The organism is uncultured Porticoccus sp., assembly GCF_963975625.1.
Lineage (GTDB): Bacteria > Pseudomonadota > Gammaproteobacteria > Pseudomonadales > Porticoccaceae > Porticoccus.
Genome location: NZ_CAXBHS010000012.1, coordinates 39,744 through 56,768 on the forward strand (window position 1 = coordinate 39,744; position 17,025 = coordinate 56,768).

Annotated in this window: 15 protein-coding genes; 7 read left to right on the forward strand and 8 right to left on the reverse strand. The window is 52.6% G+C overall.

From position 1 onward, the window contains the following. Both mfd and AACZ64_RS11215 read left to right on the forward strand, forming a co-directional pair. Positions 1-3,450, forward strand: a complete 3,450-nt coding sequence (gene mfd, locus AACZ64_RS11210) for a transcription-repair coupling factor (RefSeq protein ID WP_339640093.1) — start codon at positions 1-3, stop codon at positions 3,448-3,450. Then, positions 3,451-4,254 carry a CsiV family protein gene (locus AACZ64_RS11215; protein ID WP_293614850.1) on the forward strand — a complete coding sequence of 268 codons (804 nt, stop codon included), beginning with the start codon at positions 3,451-3,453 and terminating at the stop codon, positions 4,252-4,254. A 51-nt stretch (positions 4,255-4,305) separates the two neighbouring features. Here the strand turns inward: AACZ64_RS11215 and AACZ64_RS11220 are convergent, their stop codons facing one another. From AACZ64_RS11220 to nagZ, 3 genes are read right to left on the reverse strand one after another with little or no spacing between them, the layout of a single operon-like run. After that, complete coding sequence (locus AACZ64_RS11220) at positions 4,306-5,061, reverse strand: S-methyl-5'-thioinosine phosphorylase (protein WP_293614851.1); 756 nt, start codon at positions 5,059-5,061, stop codon at positions 4,306-4,308. After that, positions 5,058-6,161, reverse strand: coding sequence for a mechanosensitive ion channel family protein (locus AACZ64_RS11225; protein ID WP_051921422.1), 1,104 nt, complete (start codon positions 6,159-6,161; stop codon positions 5,058-5,060). Before AACZ64_RS11225 ends, AACZ64_RS11220 begins: the two co-directional genes overlap by 4 nt. A gap of 18 nt (positions 6,162-6,179) precedes the next feature. Continuing rightward, positions 6,180-7,193: a beta-N-acetylhexosaminidase gene (gene nagZ / locus AACZ64_RS11230; RefSeq protein ID WP_339640094.1), complete on the reverse strand. Its 1,014-nt coding sequence runs from the start codon at positions 7,191-7,193 to the stop codon at positions 6,180-6,182. Between the two features lie 320 nt (positions 7,194-7,513). On the opposite strand from nagZ, the gene AACZ64_RS11235 reads away from it, so the two are divergent. Continuing rightward, positions 7,514-7,831 carry a DUF6763 family protein gene (locus AACZ64_RS11235; protein WP_036860529.1) on the forward strand — a complete coding sequence of 106 codons (318 nt, stop codon included), beginning with the start codon at positions 7,514-7,516 and terminating at the stop codon, positions 7,829-7,831. Between the two features lie 29 nt (positions 7,832-7,860). Here the strand turns inward: AACZ64_RS11235 and AACZ64_RS11240 are convergent, their stop codons facing one another. Beyond that, entirely contained in the window at positions 7,861-8,517 is a 657-nt protein-coding gene (locus AACZ64_RS11240) for a TIGR00730 family Rossman fold protein (protein ID WP_339640096.1), read from the reverse strand. 221 nt (positions 8,518-8,738) lie between these two features. Between AACZ64_RS11240 and lexA the strand changes: the two genes are divergently transcribed. Continuing rightward, the gene (lexA, locus tag AACZ64_RS11245; protein WP_339640097.1) at positions 8,739-9,356 is read left to right on the forward strand and encodes a transcriptional repressor LexA; all 618 of its coding nucleotides are present in this window, start codon (positions 8,739-8,741) and stop codon (positions 9,354-9,356) included. A gap of 75 nt (positions 9,357-9,431) precedes the next feature. Here lexA and AACZ64_RS11250 read toward each other — a convergent pair whose 3' ends face one another. The 4 genes from AACZ64_RS11250 to AACZ64_RS11265 form a co-directional block, all read right to left on the reverse strand. Continuing rightward, the gene (locus AACZ64_RS11250) at positions 9,432-9,680 is read right to left on the reverse strand and encodes a hypothetical protein (protein WP_036860532.1); all 249 of its coding nucleotides are present in this window, start codon (positions 9,678-9,680) and stop codon (positions 9,432-9,434) included. Between the two features lie 113 nt (positions 9,681-9,793). Beyond that, on the reverse strand, positions 9,794-10,306 hold the full coding sequence (locus AACZ64_RS11255; RefSeq protein WP_293614854.1) for a DUF6586 family protein: 513 nt from the start codon (positions 10,304-10,306) through the stop codon (positions 9,794-9,796). A 12-nt stretch (positions 10,307-10,318) separates the two neighbouring features. Then, positions 10,319-12,952 carry a type I DNA topoisomerase gene (gene topA, locus AACZ64_RS11260; protein ID WP_293614855.1) on the reverse strand — a complete coding sequence of 878 codons (2,634 nt, stop codon included), beginning with the start codon at positions 12,950-12,952 and terminating at the stop codon, positions 10,319-10,321. A gap of 115 nt (positions 12,953-13,067) precedes the next feature. Continuing rightward, a complete protein-coding gene (locus AACZ64_RS11265; protein WP_293614856.1) occupies positions 13,068-13,592 on the reverse strand; it encodes a hypothetical protein in 525 nt (174 codons plus the stop codon). 61 nt (positions 13,593-13,653) lie between these two features. On the opposite strand from AACZ64_RS11265, the gene AACZ64_RS11270 reads away from it, so the two are divergent. The 3 genes from AACZ64_RS11270 to AACZ64_RS11280 all read left to right on the forward strand — a co-directional run bounded on the left by AACZ64_RS11270 (position 13,654) and on the right by AACZ64_RS11280 (position 16,975). Beyond that, entirely contained in the window at positions 13,654-14,082 is a 429-nt protein-coding gene (locus AACZ64_RS11270; RefSeq protein ID WP_293614857.1) for a universal stress protein, read from the forward strand. A gap of 107 nt (positions 14,083-14,189) precedes the next feature. Then, complete coding sequence (locus tag AACZ64_RS11275) at positions 14,190-16,157, forward strand: transglycosylase SLT domain-containing protein (RefSeq protein WP_293614858.1); 1,968 nt, start codon at positions 14,190-14,192, stop codon at positions 16,155-16,157. Further along, positions 16,154-16,975 (forward strand): TatD family hydrolase, encoded by an 822-nt coding sequence (locus tag AACZ64_RS11280; RefSeq protein ID WP_293614859.1) that lies wholly within the window; start codon positions 16,154-16,156, stop codon positions 16,973-16,975. The genes AACZ64_RS11275 and AACZ64_RS11280 overlap by 4 nt, the downstream gene beginning before the upstream one ends. Positions 16,976-17,025 lie beyond the last annotated feature (50 nt).

Consider the following 17,025-nt stretch of genomic DNA (forward strand, 5'->3'; position numbering starts at 1 on the left):
ATGTCGATTTTGTCACTACCGCCAGTCAACACAGCTGGCGACAAGCGCGTTTGGCAGGATGTAAACGGCGGCAGCGCCCTGGTCATTGCCGAGGCAAGCCAACAAGCACCCGGGCTGACCGTCGTCATTGCAGACTCGGCAAAAACTGCAGCTGAGCTGGAATCTGAACTGCGATTCTTCCTCGGCGAAGGGGCCGCTGTACTCCATTTCCCTGACTGGGAAACACTCCCCTACGATATTTTCTCGCCGCATCAGGATATTGTCTCCGAGCGATTGCGAACCCTGTCTCGCTTACCGCAAACCCGCACCGGTGTCGTGATAGTGCCCGTTGGCACCCTGATGCACCGTTTGCCACCAACCGAGTTCGTCAACCAGCGCGCCTTCGATTACCGACGCGGTGACAAACTGAATCTCGATACGCTGCGCACCCAACTGGAATCCGCCGGCTATCGCTGTGTTGATACCGTGGCCGAACACGGTGAGTACGCTGTTCGCGGCGCTCTGATTGATATTTTCCCAATGGGCGCCACGCTACCTTTTCGGATCGATCTGTTCGACGATGAAATTGAAACGCTTCGCACCTTCGACCCGGACACCCAGCGCACGCTGGAACAAACCGATCACATACACCTCCTGCCCGCACGGGAAGTCCCATTGGACAAACCGGCTATCCGGCGCTTTCAGGACAACTGGCTGTCCCGCTTTGATGTCGATGAGCGACGCTGCCCGGTCTTCAGGGATGTCAGTGAGGGTATTCCACCCCAGGGAATCGAGTATTTTCTGCCCCTGTTTTTTGAAGAAACCGCCACCCTGTTTGATTACCTGCCCGATCACAGCCTTATCTTTACCGAAGGAGCTGTGGAGCAGGCCGCCGAAAAATTCTGGCAGGATGCCAGCCAGCGCTACCAGGAATACGGTGTTGATCCAACCAGGCCCCTGCTCCCCCCGGCAGCCTTATTTGTCCCGGTCGAAGAACTGTTCGGCCATCTGAAAAAATACCCCTGCACACGAATCAACAGTGAATCCGATCCGCAGAAAAATCATTTTTCCCTGCACATATCCGCTCCGCCACCGGTGGCGATTGATGCCAAGGCAGACAATCCCCTGAAAAAACTCCAGGGGCATCTGGCCAACGCCAGCCAGCGGGTACTAATCTGCGCGGAATCAGCGGGCCGCAGGGAAACCCTGCTGGAACTACTCGGCCGCCAGTCCATTCGCCCAGAAGATGTAACCAACTGGGAATCTTTTGCCGAAGGAACACAACGCCTCGCCATAATCGCCTACCCGCTGACCCGCGGCTTTGTTGTAACGCCGGCAAATATCAGCTTGATCACCGAGACAGAACTGTTTGGTCAGCAGGTCATGCAACGTCGCCGACGCAACAAAGAACGTACCGATGCCGACCAGGTCATCAAAAACCTGACTGAACTGAGCGTTGGGGCGCCCGTGGTCCATATTGATCACGGTGTCGGTCGTTACCTGGGATTGCAGACCATCAACGCCAGTGGCGAACCGCAGGAATTTCTGACGTTATCCTATGCCGACCAGGCAAAACTCTACGTCCCGGTATCATCGTTGCACTTAATCAGCCGTTACAGTGGTGCAGAAGACAGCCTCGCGCCCTTACACCGACTGGGTACAGATCAGTGGCAAAAGGCCAGAGACAAGGCCCTGCGACAGATCCGCGATACCGCCACCGAGTTGCTGGACATCTATGCCACTCGCGCGGCACGCAAGGGGTTTGCCTGCCGCGACCCGGCAGCGGACTACCGCGCTTTCTGTGCGGACTTTCCCTTCGAGGAAACGCCCGATCAGCTGGACACCATCGAAGCTGTCAGACGCGACATGCTGGCTGAGCAGCCCATGGATCGGCTTGTCTGCGGGGATGTTGGCTTCGGAAAAACGGAAGTCGCCATGCGCGCCGCCTTTATCGCCGTGGCCAGCGGCAAACAGGTGGTGATGCTGGTGCCGACCACCCTTCTGGCCCATCAGCATCTGGAAAACTTTCGCGACCGCTTTGCCAACTGGCCAGTCACCATCGAGGAGCTGTCGCGGTTCCGCTCCGACAAGGAACAACAGGAGGTCCTTCACCGTGCCGGTCTGGGAAAAGTCGATATTCTGATTGGCACCCATAAGCTACTTCATGCCAAAGTGAACTATAAAAACCTGGGGCTGCTTATTATTGATGAAGAGCACCGCTTCGGCGTCCGTCAAAAAGAACAGATCAAGGCGCTACGAGCCGAAGTGGACATCCTGACACTGACGGCCACCCCCATTCCACGCACCCTGAACATGTCAATGTCAGGCATTCGGGATCTGTCGATTATCGCTACCCCCCCGGCGAGAAGGCTCTCGGTAAAATCGTTTGTCCGCCAGAACGATCCCCGAGTGACCCGGGAGGCGATACTGCGGGAAATTCTACGTGGCGGGCAGGTCTATTATTTGCACAATGAGGTCAAGAGCATTGGCAAAACGGCGCAGGTGATAGAAGAACTGGTACCGGAGGCACGGGTTAATATCGCACACGGCCAGATGCGCGAACGCGAACTGGAAAAAGTCATGTCCGACTTTTACCACCAGCGTTTCAATGTGCTGGTCTGTTCCACCATTATCGAGACCGGAATCGATATCCCCAGTGCCAACACCATCATCATTGACCGTGCCGACAAATTGGGGCTGGCTCAACTGCACCAATTGCGGGGCCGAGTGGGACGCTCTCACCATCAGGCCTATGCCTATCTGCTCACTCCCGAGCCAAAAACCATGACGGCTGAGGCCATCAAGCGGCTCGAGGCCATCACCCACGCAGATCACCTGGGATCCGGATTCACACTGGCTACCCATGATCTGGAAATTCGCGGTGCTGGCGAACTGCTCGGCGAAAATCAAAGCGGCCAGATTCAATCGATTGGTTTCACGCTTTACATGGAACTGCTGGATCGTGCTGTTGATGCCCTGCGCAAAGGGAAGGCAGTAGAGCTGAATATACCTCTGGCCGAAGATATCGAGATCAATCTGAACCTGCCGGCACTGATACCCGAAGATTATTTACCGGATGTTCACATGCGTCTGATGATGTACAAGCGCATTGCCAACGCCACAACAGAAGTTGATTTATGGGAGCTTCAGGTAGAAATGATCGATCGTTTCGGTTTACTTCCCGATTATCTGAAAAACCTTTTTCAAGTCACGTCACTGAAACTTCAGGCCAGACAACTCGGTATCTGCAAGGTGGAAGCCGGACCAACCGGCGGGCGGATTGAATTTGGCAGTGATACGTTGGTTGAACCCCTGGTCATTGTACAAATGGTCCAAAAAGAGCCCACTGTTTTTCGACTTCAAGGGGCGTCAACCTTGAAATATACTCTACCGATGGAAACGAAAGAACAGCGAATTGAACAGATCCAGGCGTTATTGACTCGGCTAACCCCTGCAAACAATGGACATTAAATGAGACCACTCAGAACCGCTGGCATGCCTTTCAGGTATTTACTGTTTTTGGCAGTCACCTTAAGTACAAGCCTCGCCGAACAGACCCGAGCGGATCAAAACGAAGACTGGTATCAGGTTGAGCTGATCGTATTCAGCCAGCAGGATCTTTATCAGAATGAACGACACCCCACCAACATCACATTGGAATACCCTCAAAACTGGCAACGGCTTGAGAGCGATACCTCCACATCGGCGGACAACCCCCGACCTGCGGAACAATCGTTGATTCCTCTTGAGACAAAAGACTTCAGCCTGGGACCCGATGAATACACATTGAGCCGCGCTGCAGGCTATCGAGTACTCACCCACATAGGATGGCGCCAACCCGGACTGGGGCAGGCACAGAGTCCCTGGATTATTGTTTCGGGAGGCCATCGCCATGGCAACCACCATGAGCTGGAAGGCAGTATTCGGCTGGTAGTGACCCGCTATCTACACATTCAGGCAGATATTTGGAAAACCAGCTTTGCCAGTACACCGGGGACTGGTGGCGCCTTGCGCGGCAATCCTCTCCGACCAGACAACTGGCCACGATTGCCGGTGAAACCCTGGTTATCTGCTCTTCCGGTGTCTGACGACGCCTCACCAGTGACCACCATCGATACAAACAGTTCCGTCGATCAACGCCACCCGCCGATTAAAAAGATAGTTGTTCTCAATCAGTCGGAACAGGTGGACCTGAATAAACCGACCTATCTGGATCACCCTGAAATGGGGGTACTGGTATTGGTAACACACCATACATCGGCTACGGCTGACTGACGTCGGTATTCACCAATTATGACAACGAAGGTTTGAACTGGAAAAACACCATCAGTGCTGCCGACTCGCCAATGCCTTGGTCAAAACCATGCGTACCAGCGGCATACTGTTCGCCATTACAGTGTCCATCTGCCCAAAAGAGATCCGCTCCTCACTCATACCAGCTGCCATATTCACCACCAGCGCCAGACAGGCATAGGGAATCTGCAACTCCCGAGCCAGTGCCGCCTCCGGCATACCGGTCATGCCGACGATGTCACAGCCGTCATTGGCCATTCGCGCGATTTCGGCAGCGGTTTCCAGCCTGGGGCCCTGGGTGGCGCCATAAACAGCCTCTGCATGAATCCTTGTCTCACAGGCAGTCCCACAGGCAATAGCCGCCTGCAACAGTCTGTCCCGCAGGCTATCGTCATAGGGAAAAGTAAAGTCGATGTGCTGTAATGCCTGATCCGGGCTATCCGAGTAGGTGTGATCCCGTCCAAACGTATAATCAATAATCTGATCGGGGATAACCAGATCCCCCGGGCCCATTTCGCCATTAATACCACCCACCACATTGACGGCATAGATAGCCTTCACGCCCTCCGCACGCAATGCAGCAATATTGGCCCTGTAATTGACCCGGTGAGGCGGCAGCCGATGAGTCACACCGTGTCGCGCCAGGAATACAACCTCCGTATTGCCCAACGTGCCAAAACAGAGGGGAGCAGACGGCTCGCCCCACTCTGTGGTGACCACACGCTGCTCCTGAACGCTCAAATCGGAAAAGCTGTCCAACCCACTGCCACCGATAATGCCGATACTCATTCGACTTCCGAAGCTTGCAACAATCGCAGCTGGTCGGGAATATGGACAGTGGAGGTTGGGAAAGCAATCTCGGCACCGTGATCGGCTACGATATCGCTTACCTTTAACAGCACATCCTGTTTTACCTCGTGAAAAACCACCCACTTGGTGGTTTTGGTAAAGGTATAAACAAAAAAGTTAACCGATGAGGCACCAAAAGAGACAAAATTGACGATCATGGTCTGGTTCTGATCTATTTCCGGATGATCACACAGCATCTGTTTCACATCGGCCACAATTCCCGCCATTTTATCGACATCCTGGTAGCGAATACCCACCGTCTCGTAGATCCGCCGGTTAAACATACGCGAGGGGTTTTCCACCGCAATACTGTTAAACACCGAGTTCGGCACATAGAGTGGACGCTTGTCAAATGTGCGAATACGAGTCAGCCGCCATCCAATATCTTCGACAGTGCCCTCGATTTCCTTATCAGGGGATCGCACCCAGTCTCCCACCTTGAAGGGCTGATCCAGATAAATCATCAAACCACCAAAGAAATTTGCCAGCAGGTCCTTGGCGGCAAAACCCACTGCGAGACCACCGATACCGCCAAAAGCGAGCAAGCCAGAAATACTGTAGCCAAAAGCCTGCATGGCAATGAGCGTGGCGGTGATGATGACCGAAGCGCGCAGCAGTTTGCCAATGGCCTTGACCGTGGTCTCATCCATGGGATCACTGGTATATTCAGGATGCACCAGATTCAGTTCAGCGCGCTTAATCAGATTGAGTAAAAATAGCGCAGCCAAAAAAATGATGACAACCCGGTTAATGGGTGCCAGCAAATCGTACCATTCGGACCCAGCCTGTCTGGCGGCGACAGCCGCCGCATAGTTAACCCCCAGTATCCATATTGCCCAGACTACAGGGCGGCGGCACGCCTCAATCAAGGCATCGTCCCAGAAATTTGATGTCTTGAGTGCCCGTTTTTGCAGAAAGTTCAGTATCCGCGTCGCCAGAAATCCTGCTGTCATAGCGGCTAGGACAATCAGAAAAATTTCGGCAATCAACAGATAGCTTTCCCCGGTAATATTGACTAACCACGCTTCCAATTGCTGCATACTATGGATTCCTGTTCACTACTTATTCAGCTGTTTGGCAAGTTTTTGAGAAGTGATCTGCCAGCGCTCAGAGGCTCGCAATGCATCCCACTCCGGATGCTTCCTGGCCGCCATTTTAGCTAATCTTCCTGACGGCTCCACAGGATTTTTAGATAGAAAATCAATCACTTCCAACGCGCCTTTACGATTGTTACAGACCAGCACCATATCACAGCCGGCCTGCAGCGCACGGCTGGCTTTTTCCGGGTAACCACCCACCAGGTCAGCCCCTTTCATGGACAGGTCATCGCTGAAAATGACACCCTGAAACTGTAATTCGTTTCGCAGTATTTTCTGCAACCAGATAGGAGAAAACCCCACCGGTACAGATTCAACACAAGGGTAAACAATATGGGCGGGCATGATCGCATCCAGCTCATCGGCAAGCCGCGCAAACGGTTGCAAGTCCCGATCACGCAATTGCTGAAGAGAGCGGTTGTCATAGGGAGTTTCGTAATGACTGTCGGCGACGACTCCTCCGTGGCCCGGGAAGTGCTTTCCTGTTGCCGCCATGCCGGCCTGATGCATACCGGTAATAAAATGATGGGCGGCCCGGATGGCTTCCTCCGGATTATCAGCAAACGACCTATCGCCAATTACCGCACAACTTTCACGGTCCAAGTCCAGCACCGGGGCAAAGCTGAAGTCCAGCCCACAGGCAAGTAATTCAGAGGCCATCAGCCAACCGGCATCCTGAAGCAGTGACTCACCACCCTCTTCCTTCAACAATAAATCACCCAGCATCTGCATCGGCGGCAAATGGGTAAACCCATCGCGAAAGCGTTGCACTCGCCCACCTTCCTGATCGACGCAGAGTAACAAGTCACCTCTTATTGCACGAATGTCTGCCACCAGCGCAACCAGCTGACTGTAACTCACAAAATTTCGGGAAAAAAAGATAATACCGCCCACTGATGGATTGAGAATCAGGACTCGTTCTTCCGGGGTCAGCACCAGTCCTTCCAGGTCGAGCATCAATGGACCAAGCGTCATGTCTTAAACCTTTGTTAGCAGGGGGCAAAATAAGAAGGCTGCGGAGACTTGTCAACCTTCTGACAAATTAGACGAATTTTTCATTTTAAAAACAACCTGTTATGACATTCAGCACTTAAAGAATTATCACTTCAGATCAATGAGAGAAATTATCTCCTTCCAGGAAAGGCAGTTACATCATTTATTTAAATAAAAGCTCATAAAAAAGTAACTTTCACCCTGTTTACCGGCTATTCCACTCGTCAGAAATGCACCCGGTAGCCAGTGCACTTTTTTCCCGTTGGTGATACGTTCAATGAACTAATGAGGAGGATTAAATCATGGCTTCACAAGTTCCAGTCATTGGCGCCTGGTACGAGGACGCCTCCCAGGATGACATTTTCGAAGTTGTTGCTCTGGACGAGCACAGCGGTTCCATAGAAATCCAGCACGTCGGCGGAGAGGTCAGTGAAATTGACTTCGAAACCTGGCAGCAATTGATACTGCTACCGGCTGAGCAACCCGAAGATTGGCGGGCATCATATGAATTGAGCAACGAAGACAGTCACTTTCCAGATGACATCTTTATCCCTGATAACTGGAATGATCCATTGACGGACATTGATGCCGATACCGTTTACGGGCTCGATGATTTTTAGGGTACCGGCAGTACTGTTTGATGCCCGGATTATTCGGCGATCTCCTGTGCCTGCAGCATGCGAGCATGTTGCAGGATTATCTTTGCCGCACTCTCGGCATCGTCTACCAGACTAAATAAATGTAAGTCTCTTTCCGAGACACAGCCGTTTTCCAACATCGTCTCCCTCAGCCAATCGAGTAGGCCCTGCCAATAACTGGTCCCCAATAGAACGATGGGAAAAGGCCGCACTTTATTAGTCTGTACCAGAGTCAAAGCCTCAAATAATTCGTCAAGGGTGCCATAGCCTCCCGGAAATATGACAAACCCCACGGCATGTTTAACAAACATGAACTTGCGCACGAAAAAATAGCGGAAATCCAGCGATACGTCCTGAAAAGCATTGTGGTTCTGCTCCAACGGCAGGGAAATATTCAAACCCACGGAAGTCGTGCCTGTGCTATAACAACCCTTGTTTGCTGCCTCCATCACCCCGGGTCCGCCACCGGTGATGATGGGCACTCCCTCTTTTCCCAGAATCTCACCAAGTTCCACGGCTTCCTGATAGTAGCGGGAGTCGGGCTGAAGGCGCGCACTACCGAACACAGACACCGCACCGCCCATGCCTGACAGTGACTCGATTCCATCCACCAGCTCAGACTGAATACGCAGCACACGCCAGGCTTCGGGGATTTTGATTTCTTCCATAAGCTACTCCAATGTCCGAGAAAACGCCGTCATCGTGTTTCCATAATCCACTTTGCCAGCAATCCTACTGATACCCTGAGAATATAACGTTGAAAAAAGTTTTTCCCACTATCAATTTAACTTTATACTGTAAATAATTACAGGCTATATTTATTTACAGCAGTATGGGCAATAACCTGTCGATTGCTGCAATACATTCCCATAGGCCCCGAGGTTAGAAAATGGCGAATACATCACTGACTGCCCGACAACAGGAAATCCTGGACCTGATCAAACAACATATTGGTCAAACAGGCTACCCCCCCACCAGAGCGGAGATTGCTACCGAGCTGGGATTCAAGTCTCCTAACGCCGCTGAAGAGCATCTCAGGGCCCTGGCGCGCAAGGGAATGATCGAGATGATTTCAGGCGCATCCCGCGGTATTCGTCTGCTGGATGAGCAGCCCGCCGGCCTTCCGTTGATTGGCCGTGTCGCTGCCGGGGATCCTGTTCTTGCGGCAGAAAACATTGAGGACTATCTCGACATCGGGGCCAACCTGTTTAACCCTAGAGCGGACTACCTGTTGCGTGTTCATGGTATGAGCATGAAAAATGCCGGCATCATGGACGGTGATTTACTGGCTGTTCACAAAACGGGGCAGGCACAGAAAGGCCAGATTGTGGTCGCACGTATTGAAGACGACGTCACTGTCAAGCGTCTGGGTAAAAGCCTGAAACGCCATGAGATACTGCTCGAACCGGAAAACGAAGAGATGCTCCCCATTGTGGTCGACTTGCGGGAAAAAAGTTTTGTCATTGAAGGCTTGGGGGTCGGGGTTATTCGGACGAATCCCCAATAATATTTGTCCAGCTACAGGCCCTGAGAGTGAGTCGAGCCGACTGTACGATAAACGACCGTCATGGGCAGGCTGATCTCAGTGAAGCACCCGGTTTTTGATCATGGTGCCCTCTTCCATCTGAAAATTGTCTGCACCCAACTCCTCAAAGACCTCAATTCCGGCATCGATCATGGCTTTGGCGACATCAACCTTGGCCTCCTGAAGAAACGCCTTGGCCTCTCCCGAAAAACTGATTCTGATCAATGGCGCATCCTCTTCATCTGTCCGCTGCAGAGCGACATCTCCATCAGGTAAAATTACGATTTCAAACAGGGAGATAGCCATTGAATATTCCATCGGGTTTTCAAAAACAACATGCCTGCATTGTACCAGAGGGGGTCCGGCATTAATAACCCGAGAACAAGAATTAGCTCCCAAGCCGGCTCAGTCAACGGCAGTCAGCATTCAATCATGTGCTCGCGATGACGCTCAATCAGGCTCCGAAAGGCTTCCAACCATCCGCTGAGCAAATCAACACTCAACTCATCCCTGTCTTCACCCTGCTCAATTTGCACCACAGCAATGGGTGACGCAGCATTGGCCGCCTCCTGAGGCTGAACCGCGAGCAGACGATCTCGGGCATTCAGCAAGTTGGCAAGCCAGCTCCCCTTATCTGCCTCCAGGTTAGCCAACTCCTCGGCCTCAGATGGTGATTGATCAATGGACTCCATCGCCGCAATCAGCCCCTCAACAGATGAAATTGACTCTGCAGCTCTATGTCGATAAGTAGTCGCCACCTCACGCAGATAGAGACGATAGGCGACTTCGAGCTGGAACAGTGCTGACTGGCAGAGCGCCAACTGCAGGTTTGCAGCTGGCCCGACAACATGAGTCAGATTCCGGTCAACCTGCTGCAATAACAAGTCACAGAAGTAGAGCTTCTGATTGACGGCCGGCAGAAAGGGATTCACAGATAGTCTCCTCTATTTCTTACCCTTGCGGTCATCCTTTGCCCGCCAGACACCCTGGTCATAAAACGCCTTCCAGCCAGTGGGTTTACCCTCTTGTTCAGACTGGACATACTGCTCACCAGTTTTGCGACTGAAGCGAATCACCGTGGGGATACCATCGGGGTCGGCGACGGGAGCATCAAAGAGAAACTGATACTTCGGATCAATTTCTTTTGTATGGGGTAGCAACTCGGCAACCAAAGGCGCGCGGGTTTCACGATGCCGGGGAAACTGACTGGCCGCCAGAAACAGACCGGATGCGCCATCCCTGAGAATATAATGATCCGTTACTTTCTCGCAGGTGAGCTCTGGCATGGGTACAGGATCCATCTTGGGGGGAGCGGGCTGACCACTCCGGAGTAACTTGCGGGTGTTCTTACAGGCATCGTTGGTACAACCGAAATATTTGCCAAAACGGCCCGACTTGAGCTGCATATCGCTACCGCATTTATCACACTCAATCAGCGGGCCTTCATACCCCTTGAGCTTGAAAACGCCGGTTTCCACTTCAAAGCCATCGCAGTCGGGGTTGTTGCCACAGACGTGCAGTTTTCGACCCTCATCAATCAAATAAGCATCCATTGCCGTATTGCAGAGGGGGCAACGATGACGATGCATCAACTGCCTTGATTCAGCCTCATCGTCCTCGTCGACATTAACTGCCTCATCTCCGGGAATAAGGTTCAGAGTGCCTTTGCAGCGCTCTTTAGGCGGCAGGTTGTAACCGGAGCAGCCGAGGAAAACCCCCGTCGTCCCCGTGCGAATCATCATCGGCCGATCACATTGGGGGCAGGGAATATCCGTGAGCGATGGCTCATTGGGACGCATACCACCATCAGCCTCGGCCCGGGTCAGCTTGGCTGAGAAATCCGAATAGAATTGATCAAGCACCTGCTTCCATTCCAACTTGCCCTGAGCAATTTCATCCAGATAGGCTTCCATTGTGGCCGTAAAACCATAGTCCATCAGGTCGGTAAAATTTTCGTTCAAGCGGTCCGTAACAACATCACCAATTTTCTCCGCATAGAAACGGCGATTGTCGACCCGTACATACCCACGATCCTGGATCGTGGAAATGATAGAGGCATAAGTCGATGGGCGACCAATGCCACGCTTTTCCAGCTCTTTGACCAGGGAGGCCTCTGAGTAGCGGGCCGGGGGTTTGGTAAAATGCTGCATGGGAATCAGCTTGTTGAGCAACAATTGTGCCCCAACGGACATCTCCGGCAGCTCGATGTCATCACCTTTTTTGGACATCGCAGGCAGCGCTTTCAGATAGCCATCAAACAGTGTCACCCGACCTTTTGCTCGAAGTTCGAAGTCCTCTGCCTTCACTGTCACCGTGGTACTGGTAAATCGTGCCGGCACCATCTGGCAGGCGACAAATTGCTGCCAGATTAACCGATACAGTTTTTTGGCATCCTCTTCCATCGCATCCAGATCACCTGGTTTGATATCAATATTGGAGGGCCTTATCGCCTCATGCGCTTCCTGGGCACCGGCTTTACTACCATAAGTCGTGGGCTTTTCAGGCAAGTAGTCAGTGCCATAGCGCGTTTTGATAAAGTCGCGGCAGACACTCACTGCATCAGCACTGAGGTTGGTGGAGTCTGTTCGCATGTAGGTGATATAACCGCCTTCGTAAAGGCGCTGGGCAAGCATCATGGTTTTTTTCACCCCATAACCAAGCCGCGTGCTGGAGGCCTGTTGCAGGGTTGAGGTGATAAACGGTGCCGACGGTTTGCTGGAAGTGGGCTTGTCCTCACGGGCAACCACCTCATAGGAAGCATTTTTGAGCGCGGCCAGCGCGGCTTCTGTCTGGCCCTGACTGACAGGTCTAAACTGATCGGAGCCCTGTTTCTTCACCTCAAAGCGGACCAGATCTTCCTCAGTGGTCTCCAGATCGGCGTGAACTGTCCAGTACTCTTCCGGCTCAAAAGCACGAATTTCACGCTCGCGCTCAACGATCAATTTAACGGCTACCGACTGCACACGACCGGCAGAAAGCCCTCTGGCCACCTTACTCCAGAGCAGTGGCGACACCATAAAGCCAACGACCCTGTCGAGAAAACGGCGCGCCTGCTGGGCGCTTACCCGGTTGGTGTCGAGCTTGCCTGGTTTTTCAAAAGCCGCCTTGATCGCTTTTTTGGTGATTTCATTAAAGACAACGCGCTGATAAAGATCGGGATCACCGCCGATGGCTTCCATGAGGTGCCAGGCAATCGCTTCCCCCTCCCTATCAAGATCCGTGGCGAGATAGATATGATCCGCATCCTTGGCCAGCTTTTTCAACTCAGCGACAACTTTTTCCTTGCCGGGCAGAATCTCATAGCGCGCTTTCCAGCCATGTTCGGGGTCTATTCCCATGCGGTTGACCAGCTGTTCCCTGGCTCTTCTGGAACGCTGTTTTGCTTTTTCATCGTCCGACAGTTTGCGGGTGGCCGCAGCCGTCCTGGCCCGTTCTTTTGGGTCTACCGTTTTACCACCACCCGTAGGCAGATCCCGAATATGCCCGATACTCGACTTCACAATGAAGTCGTTGCCGAGATACTTGTTGATCGTTTTCGCCTTGGCCGGCGACTCGACGATAACCAGTGATTTACCCATGAAGCAGCCGTTTATCCTGTAGATTAATTGCCCAAAGTGCTACCGGATGGCACCACGAAAGCCTGAAAGGGAGCGAATATACATGTGCCGCCGGTGGTTTGGTCAAGGTAATTTTTCACTTGGCTATCAATCTATCGAGTGATTTTTCGGGCCGGATCGCACTTCTGAGGTGCTTCAACTGGGTATCTATCCGGTCAATATCAGCCAGCTCACCGCGCTCCTGCCAGACAATAGCTACACCCTCACGGTTAACCTCAACAGCGATCACGTCAGCTGGCAGAGCTGCCAGCACTGCCCCGATAACGGGTTGCAACCGGTCATTGGCTTCATGGCCCAACCATTGCCAGCCCTCCCAGGGAGAGTGATCGCCGCGGCGGGTACCCCGAACCAACAGCCACTTTTCCATCCGGGAAAATGGCGATGGACTGGAGTCTGGCATCCAGAGCAGGGTATAACCTGCGTATTCAAGGCGGCCTTCTCCCTCTCTGGCATCCGGAGCATGAACGAGTCGAACCCGAAGTCCACGGGACGAAGCCAGACGTCGCATCTCCGTGATCATTTTCTGACGAGGGCTCTGGCGAAACCAGAGCAACGGTGAAATGATAAGCGCCAGTATCAGTAGAATTAACAAATAGGTCATTATCTGCTACAACCTTATATACTTGAGGAAGCGTTGATGAACCAGTTACGGGAGATACTTCATGTCCGCCTATAAACACATTCTGATCGGTCTGGACCTATCTCCAGAATCACAGCAAGTGGTCGAGAGAGTCAAGTCCCTGTTTGGCAACGGTGAGAGCCAGTTGAGCCTTGTTCATGTACAGGAACCGTTGTCATTTGCCTACGGCGGTGATATCCCGATGGACCTTACCGAGGTCCAATACCAACTGGAGGAGCAGGCGAAGCAGCGTTTGACCGTCATCGGCAAAGATCTTGGAGTTTCCATTGAGAGCCAACATGTGATCATCGGTCAACCCGCCCAGGAAATGCACCGGTTTGCCAATGACAACCATGTGGACCTGATTGTGGTCGGGAGCCACGGTCGCCATGGTATCAGTCTGATACTGGGCTCAACGGCGACCGGTGTACTGCATGGTTCCCACTGCGATGTGCTAGCGGTCCGGGTATAAGCGGGGTATCAGGGCTTTTATTGATCGGGAATCTAATTTCGCAAGACCTGTCTAACATGTTTGCGGTTCAACTCATTTGCCTTTCACGGAATACCAACCAAACCTTTATGAAAAAATGTCATGGCAGCATCGTCGGCACCCTTTTACTGGCAGTATGCGTGCTATTACCCAGTACCTCTTTTGCCAGAAATCCGACCCTCGACGAACAGCGCGCCCTCTACCGCGAAGCCAAAATTGCAGTGACAAGGGGCAGCAAAGCCAACGTCCACAGACTTGTCAATGCCCTCGGAGACTACCCTCTCAAGCCGCACATCGAATATTTATGGTTAAGCGACCGGTTGAGACACGCGAAGACCACTGAGGTTTCGACCTTTCTCAACAATTACGACGATAGCTCACTGGCCAACAGACTGCGTTACCGCTGGCTCGATACCTTGCATCATCAGCGCCGTGAACAGGATTTTCTCGCCTACTACCGACCAGCCAGCGCCAGCACGGAACAGCAGTGTTATTTCCATTTCATACATCTGAGCAGAGGAAAAAAGGAACCTTTTCTGACAGGCGCCATATCACTCTGGAGCGTGGGGAAATCCCAGCCCAATGGCTGTGATGCGCTTTTTGACTACCTCATTGAAAACCAACATATCACTGATGAAATTGCCTGGAATCGTTACTCGGCCGCTGTTCTAAATCACCAGTACCGGCTGGCAAGGTATCTCCAGCGTTTTTTCACGTCAGATCGCTACCAACTGTTAGCCAAGAACTTCCTGAAGGTGGACCTTGAACACGAACTCATAGGCAACTATTCATTGTTCAGTGATTTTAACGACGCACTGAACGGTGATGAAGTACACGCCATCATTGCCCATGGACTGACTCATCTGGCAAGAACTGATGCAACCACTGCCCTCAAACACTGGAGTTATTACCAGCAGATCCACTCCTTTACCAGCGAGCAAAGAAAACAGGTCGTAACAGATTTGGTTAAGGGTCTTTATGACCAGGAACGTCCTGACATCGCAGACAACTACCTGGTTGACTACCTGGACATCATTGATCCATCCCTGCTGGAATGGCGTGCCCGGGAATTTATCAGTCAGGCGGATTGGCAAAGTGTGCTCACATGGATAGAGCGCATGCCGCTCCAGCTCCGGGAAACTGACCGTTGGCTATATTGGCGAGCCAGGGCGGCAGATCTCAACAACACGGCCAAACAACCGCCAGAGCAAAACAGCGCCTATCAGGTGTTGTCGCGTAGTCGCAGCTTCTACGGTTTCCTTGCCAGCGAATGGGCTGCCAATGGCTATTCCATGGCGTTCAAAAAAGCCCGCGTTTCTCCAACAGACATCGCTGAACTGGAAAAACAACCAGGAATCCTCAGAACACGGGAATTCGTCTTTCACGAAGATTACCTGGCCGCCCGTCGGGAGTGGTATCACACCACACGCAATTTTACAGAACAGCAGTGGATTACCGCAGCCCATATTGCCAGCAGCTGGCAGTGGCACAACGGGGCCATCACCAGCATGATCAGCGCCGGATTCTGGGATGATATCAACCTGAGATTTCCTCTTGCTTTCAAGGACGCGTTCTACAGTCATGCCGACAAGACCGGTGTTCCGGTGCATTTGCTGTTTGCCGTAGCACGCCAGGAAAGTGCACTCGCACAGGATGTACAATCCCGTGCCGGGGCAAAGGGGTTAATGCAACTGATGCCGGCAACAGCCAGAGAAACAGCGCGCAAACACGGTATCAGCTACCGTGGCAGCCACCAGCTGTTTGAGCCGGAGATCAATATTACTCTGGGCAGTCGCTATTACCGGGAAATGTTGCAGCGTTTTGACAACAATCGAATTCTTGCCACAGCCGCCTACAACGCTGGCCCCCACCGGGTCAGTAGCTGGTTGAAAAAAAGTCAGGGATCACTGCCCTTTGATGCATGGATTGAAACAATTCCCTTTCTGGAAACACGCAACTACGTTCAGAACGTGCTGGCCTTTTCCATGATCTATGCCTACCACCTGGAAAGTGAAGCACGCATTCTCTCTGAAAAGGAAAAACAGCATCGGCTATGAATGACGTAGAAAACAGCACGCCACTGGTCGATATCGGGGTAAATTTGAGCAATCCCTGCTTTCAGGATGACTGGCAGGGTGTGCTGCAGCGAGCACTGGATGTCCACGTTACCCAGCTGATTCTGACTGGCACAAATCTGGCTGAGAGCGAGCAGGTACTCAGCCTTTGCCAACAATTCAGCGACGACTTCCCCGACATGCTTTACAGCACCTGCGGTGTCCATCCCCATGAGGCAAAGCAGTACTCCGCCGAAACAGGCTCTCAACTGCGCTCTCTGGCAGAGGCACCCCAGGTCGTGGCGATTGGTGAAACCGGGCTCGATTTTAATCGCAACTATTCACCACCCAGCGACCAGGAAAGGGCCTTTGAAGCACAACTGGAAATGGCTATCGAATTACAGCTGCCGATTTTTATGCACGAGCGGGATGCCCACCAGCGACAATTTGAGATCCTCAAGAACTACCGCGATGAGCTGCCGGACGGCGTGATCCACTGCTTTACCGGTGATAGGCAGGCGCTGTTCAACTATCTCGACCTGGACCTGCATATCGGCATCACGGGGTGGATCTGTGATGAGCGGCGCGGCGGGCAACTTCAGGCACTGGTGAGCAGCATCCCTCTCAACCGACTGATGCTGGAAACTGATGCCCCTTTTCTACTGCCCAGAACCCTGCGGCCGCGACCCAAAAAACGTCGCAATGAGCCTGCTTTTCTGCCCTGGGTGCTGGAGGAAGTTGCCAGATGCCGACAGCAATCAGCGGCCGTTATCGCCGAACAAACCACGGTGACGGCCAAACGTTTTTTTAGAATAAACTAGTAGTGCCCGCTCACCTTTTTTCAATAGCGGCCGACGCATTTACCCGCACC

Bases quoted from the DNA above. Each gene is read 5' to 3' on its own strand.
- mfd (WP_339640093.1), top strand. From the start codon at position 1: ATGTCGATTTTGTCACTACCGCCAGTCAACACAGCTGGCGACAAGCGC.
- AACZ64_RS11215 (WP_293614850.1), top strand. From the start codon at position 3,451: ATGAGACCACTCAGAACCGCTGGCATGCCTTTCAGGTATTTACTGTTT.
- AACZ64_RS11220 (WP_293614851.1), bottom strand. From the start codon at position 5,061: ATGAGTATCGGCATTATCGGTGGCAGTGGGTTGGACAGCTTTTCCGAT.
- AACZ64_RS11225 (WP_051921422.1), bottom strand. From the start codon at position 6,161: ATGCAGCAATTGGAAGCGTGGTTAGTCAATATTACCGGGGAAAGCTAT.
- nagZ (WP_339640094.1), bottom strand. From the start codon at position 7,193: ATGACGCTTGGTCCATTGATGCTCGACCTGGAAGGACTGGTGCTGACC.
- AACZ64_RS11235 (WP_036860529.1), top strand. From the start codon at position 7,514: ATGGCTTCACAAGTTCCAGTCATTGGCGCCTGGTACGAGGACGCCTCC.
- AACZ64_RS11240 (WP_339640096.1), bottom strand. From the start codon at position 8,517: ATGGAAGAAATCAAAATCCCCGAAGCCTGGCGTGTGCTGCGTATTCAG.
- lexA (WP_339640097.1), top strand. From the start codon at position 8,739: ATGGCGAATACATCACTGACTGCCCGACAACAGGAAATCCTGGACCTG.
- AACZ64_RS11250 (WP_036860532.1), bottom strand. From the start codon at position 9,680: ATGGCTATCTCCCTGTTTGAAATCGTAATTTTACCTGATGGAGATGTC.
- topA (WP_293614855.1), bottom strand. From the start codon at position 12,952: ATGGGTAAATCACTGGTTATCGTCGAGTCGCCGGCCAAGGCGAAAACG.
- AACZ64_RS11265 (WP_293614856.1), bottom strand. From the start codon at position 13,592: ATGACCTATTTGTTAATTCTACTGATACTGGCGCTTATCATTTCACCG.
- AACZ64_RS11270 (WP_293614857.1), top strand. From the start codon at position 13,654: ATGTCCGCCTATAAACACATTCTGATCGGTCTGGACCTATCTCCAGAA.
- AACZ64_RS11275 (WP_293614858.1), top strand. From the start codon at position 14,190: ATGAAAAAATGTCATGGCAGCATCGTCGGCACCCTTTTACTGGCAGTA.
- AACZ64_RS11280 (WP_293614859.1), top strand. From the start codon at position 16,154: ATGAATGACGTAGAAAACAGCACGCCACTGGTCGATATCGGGGTAAAT.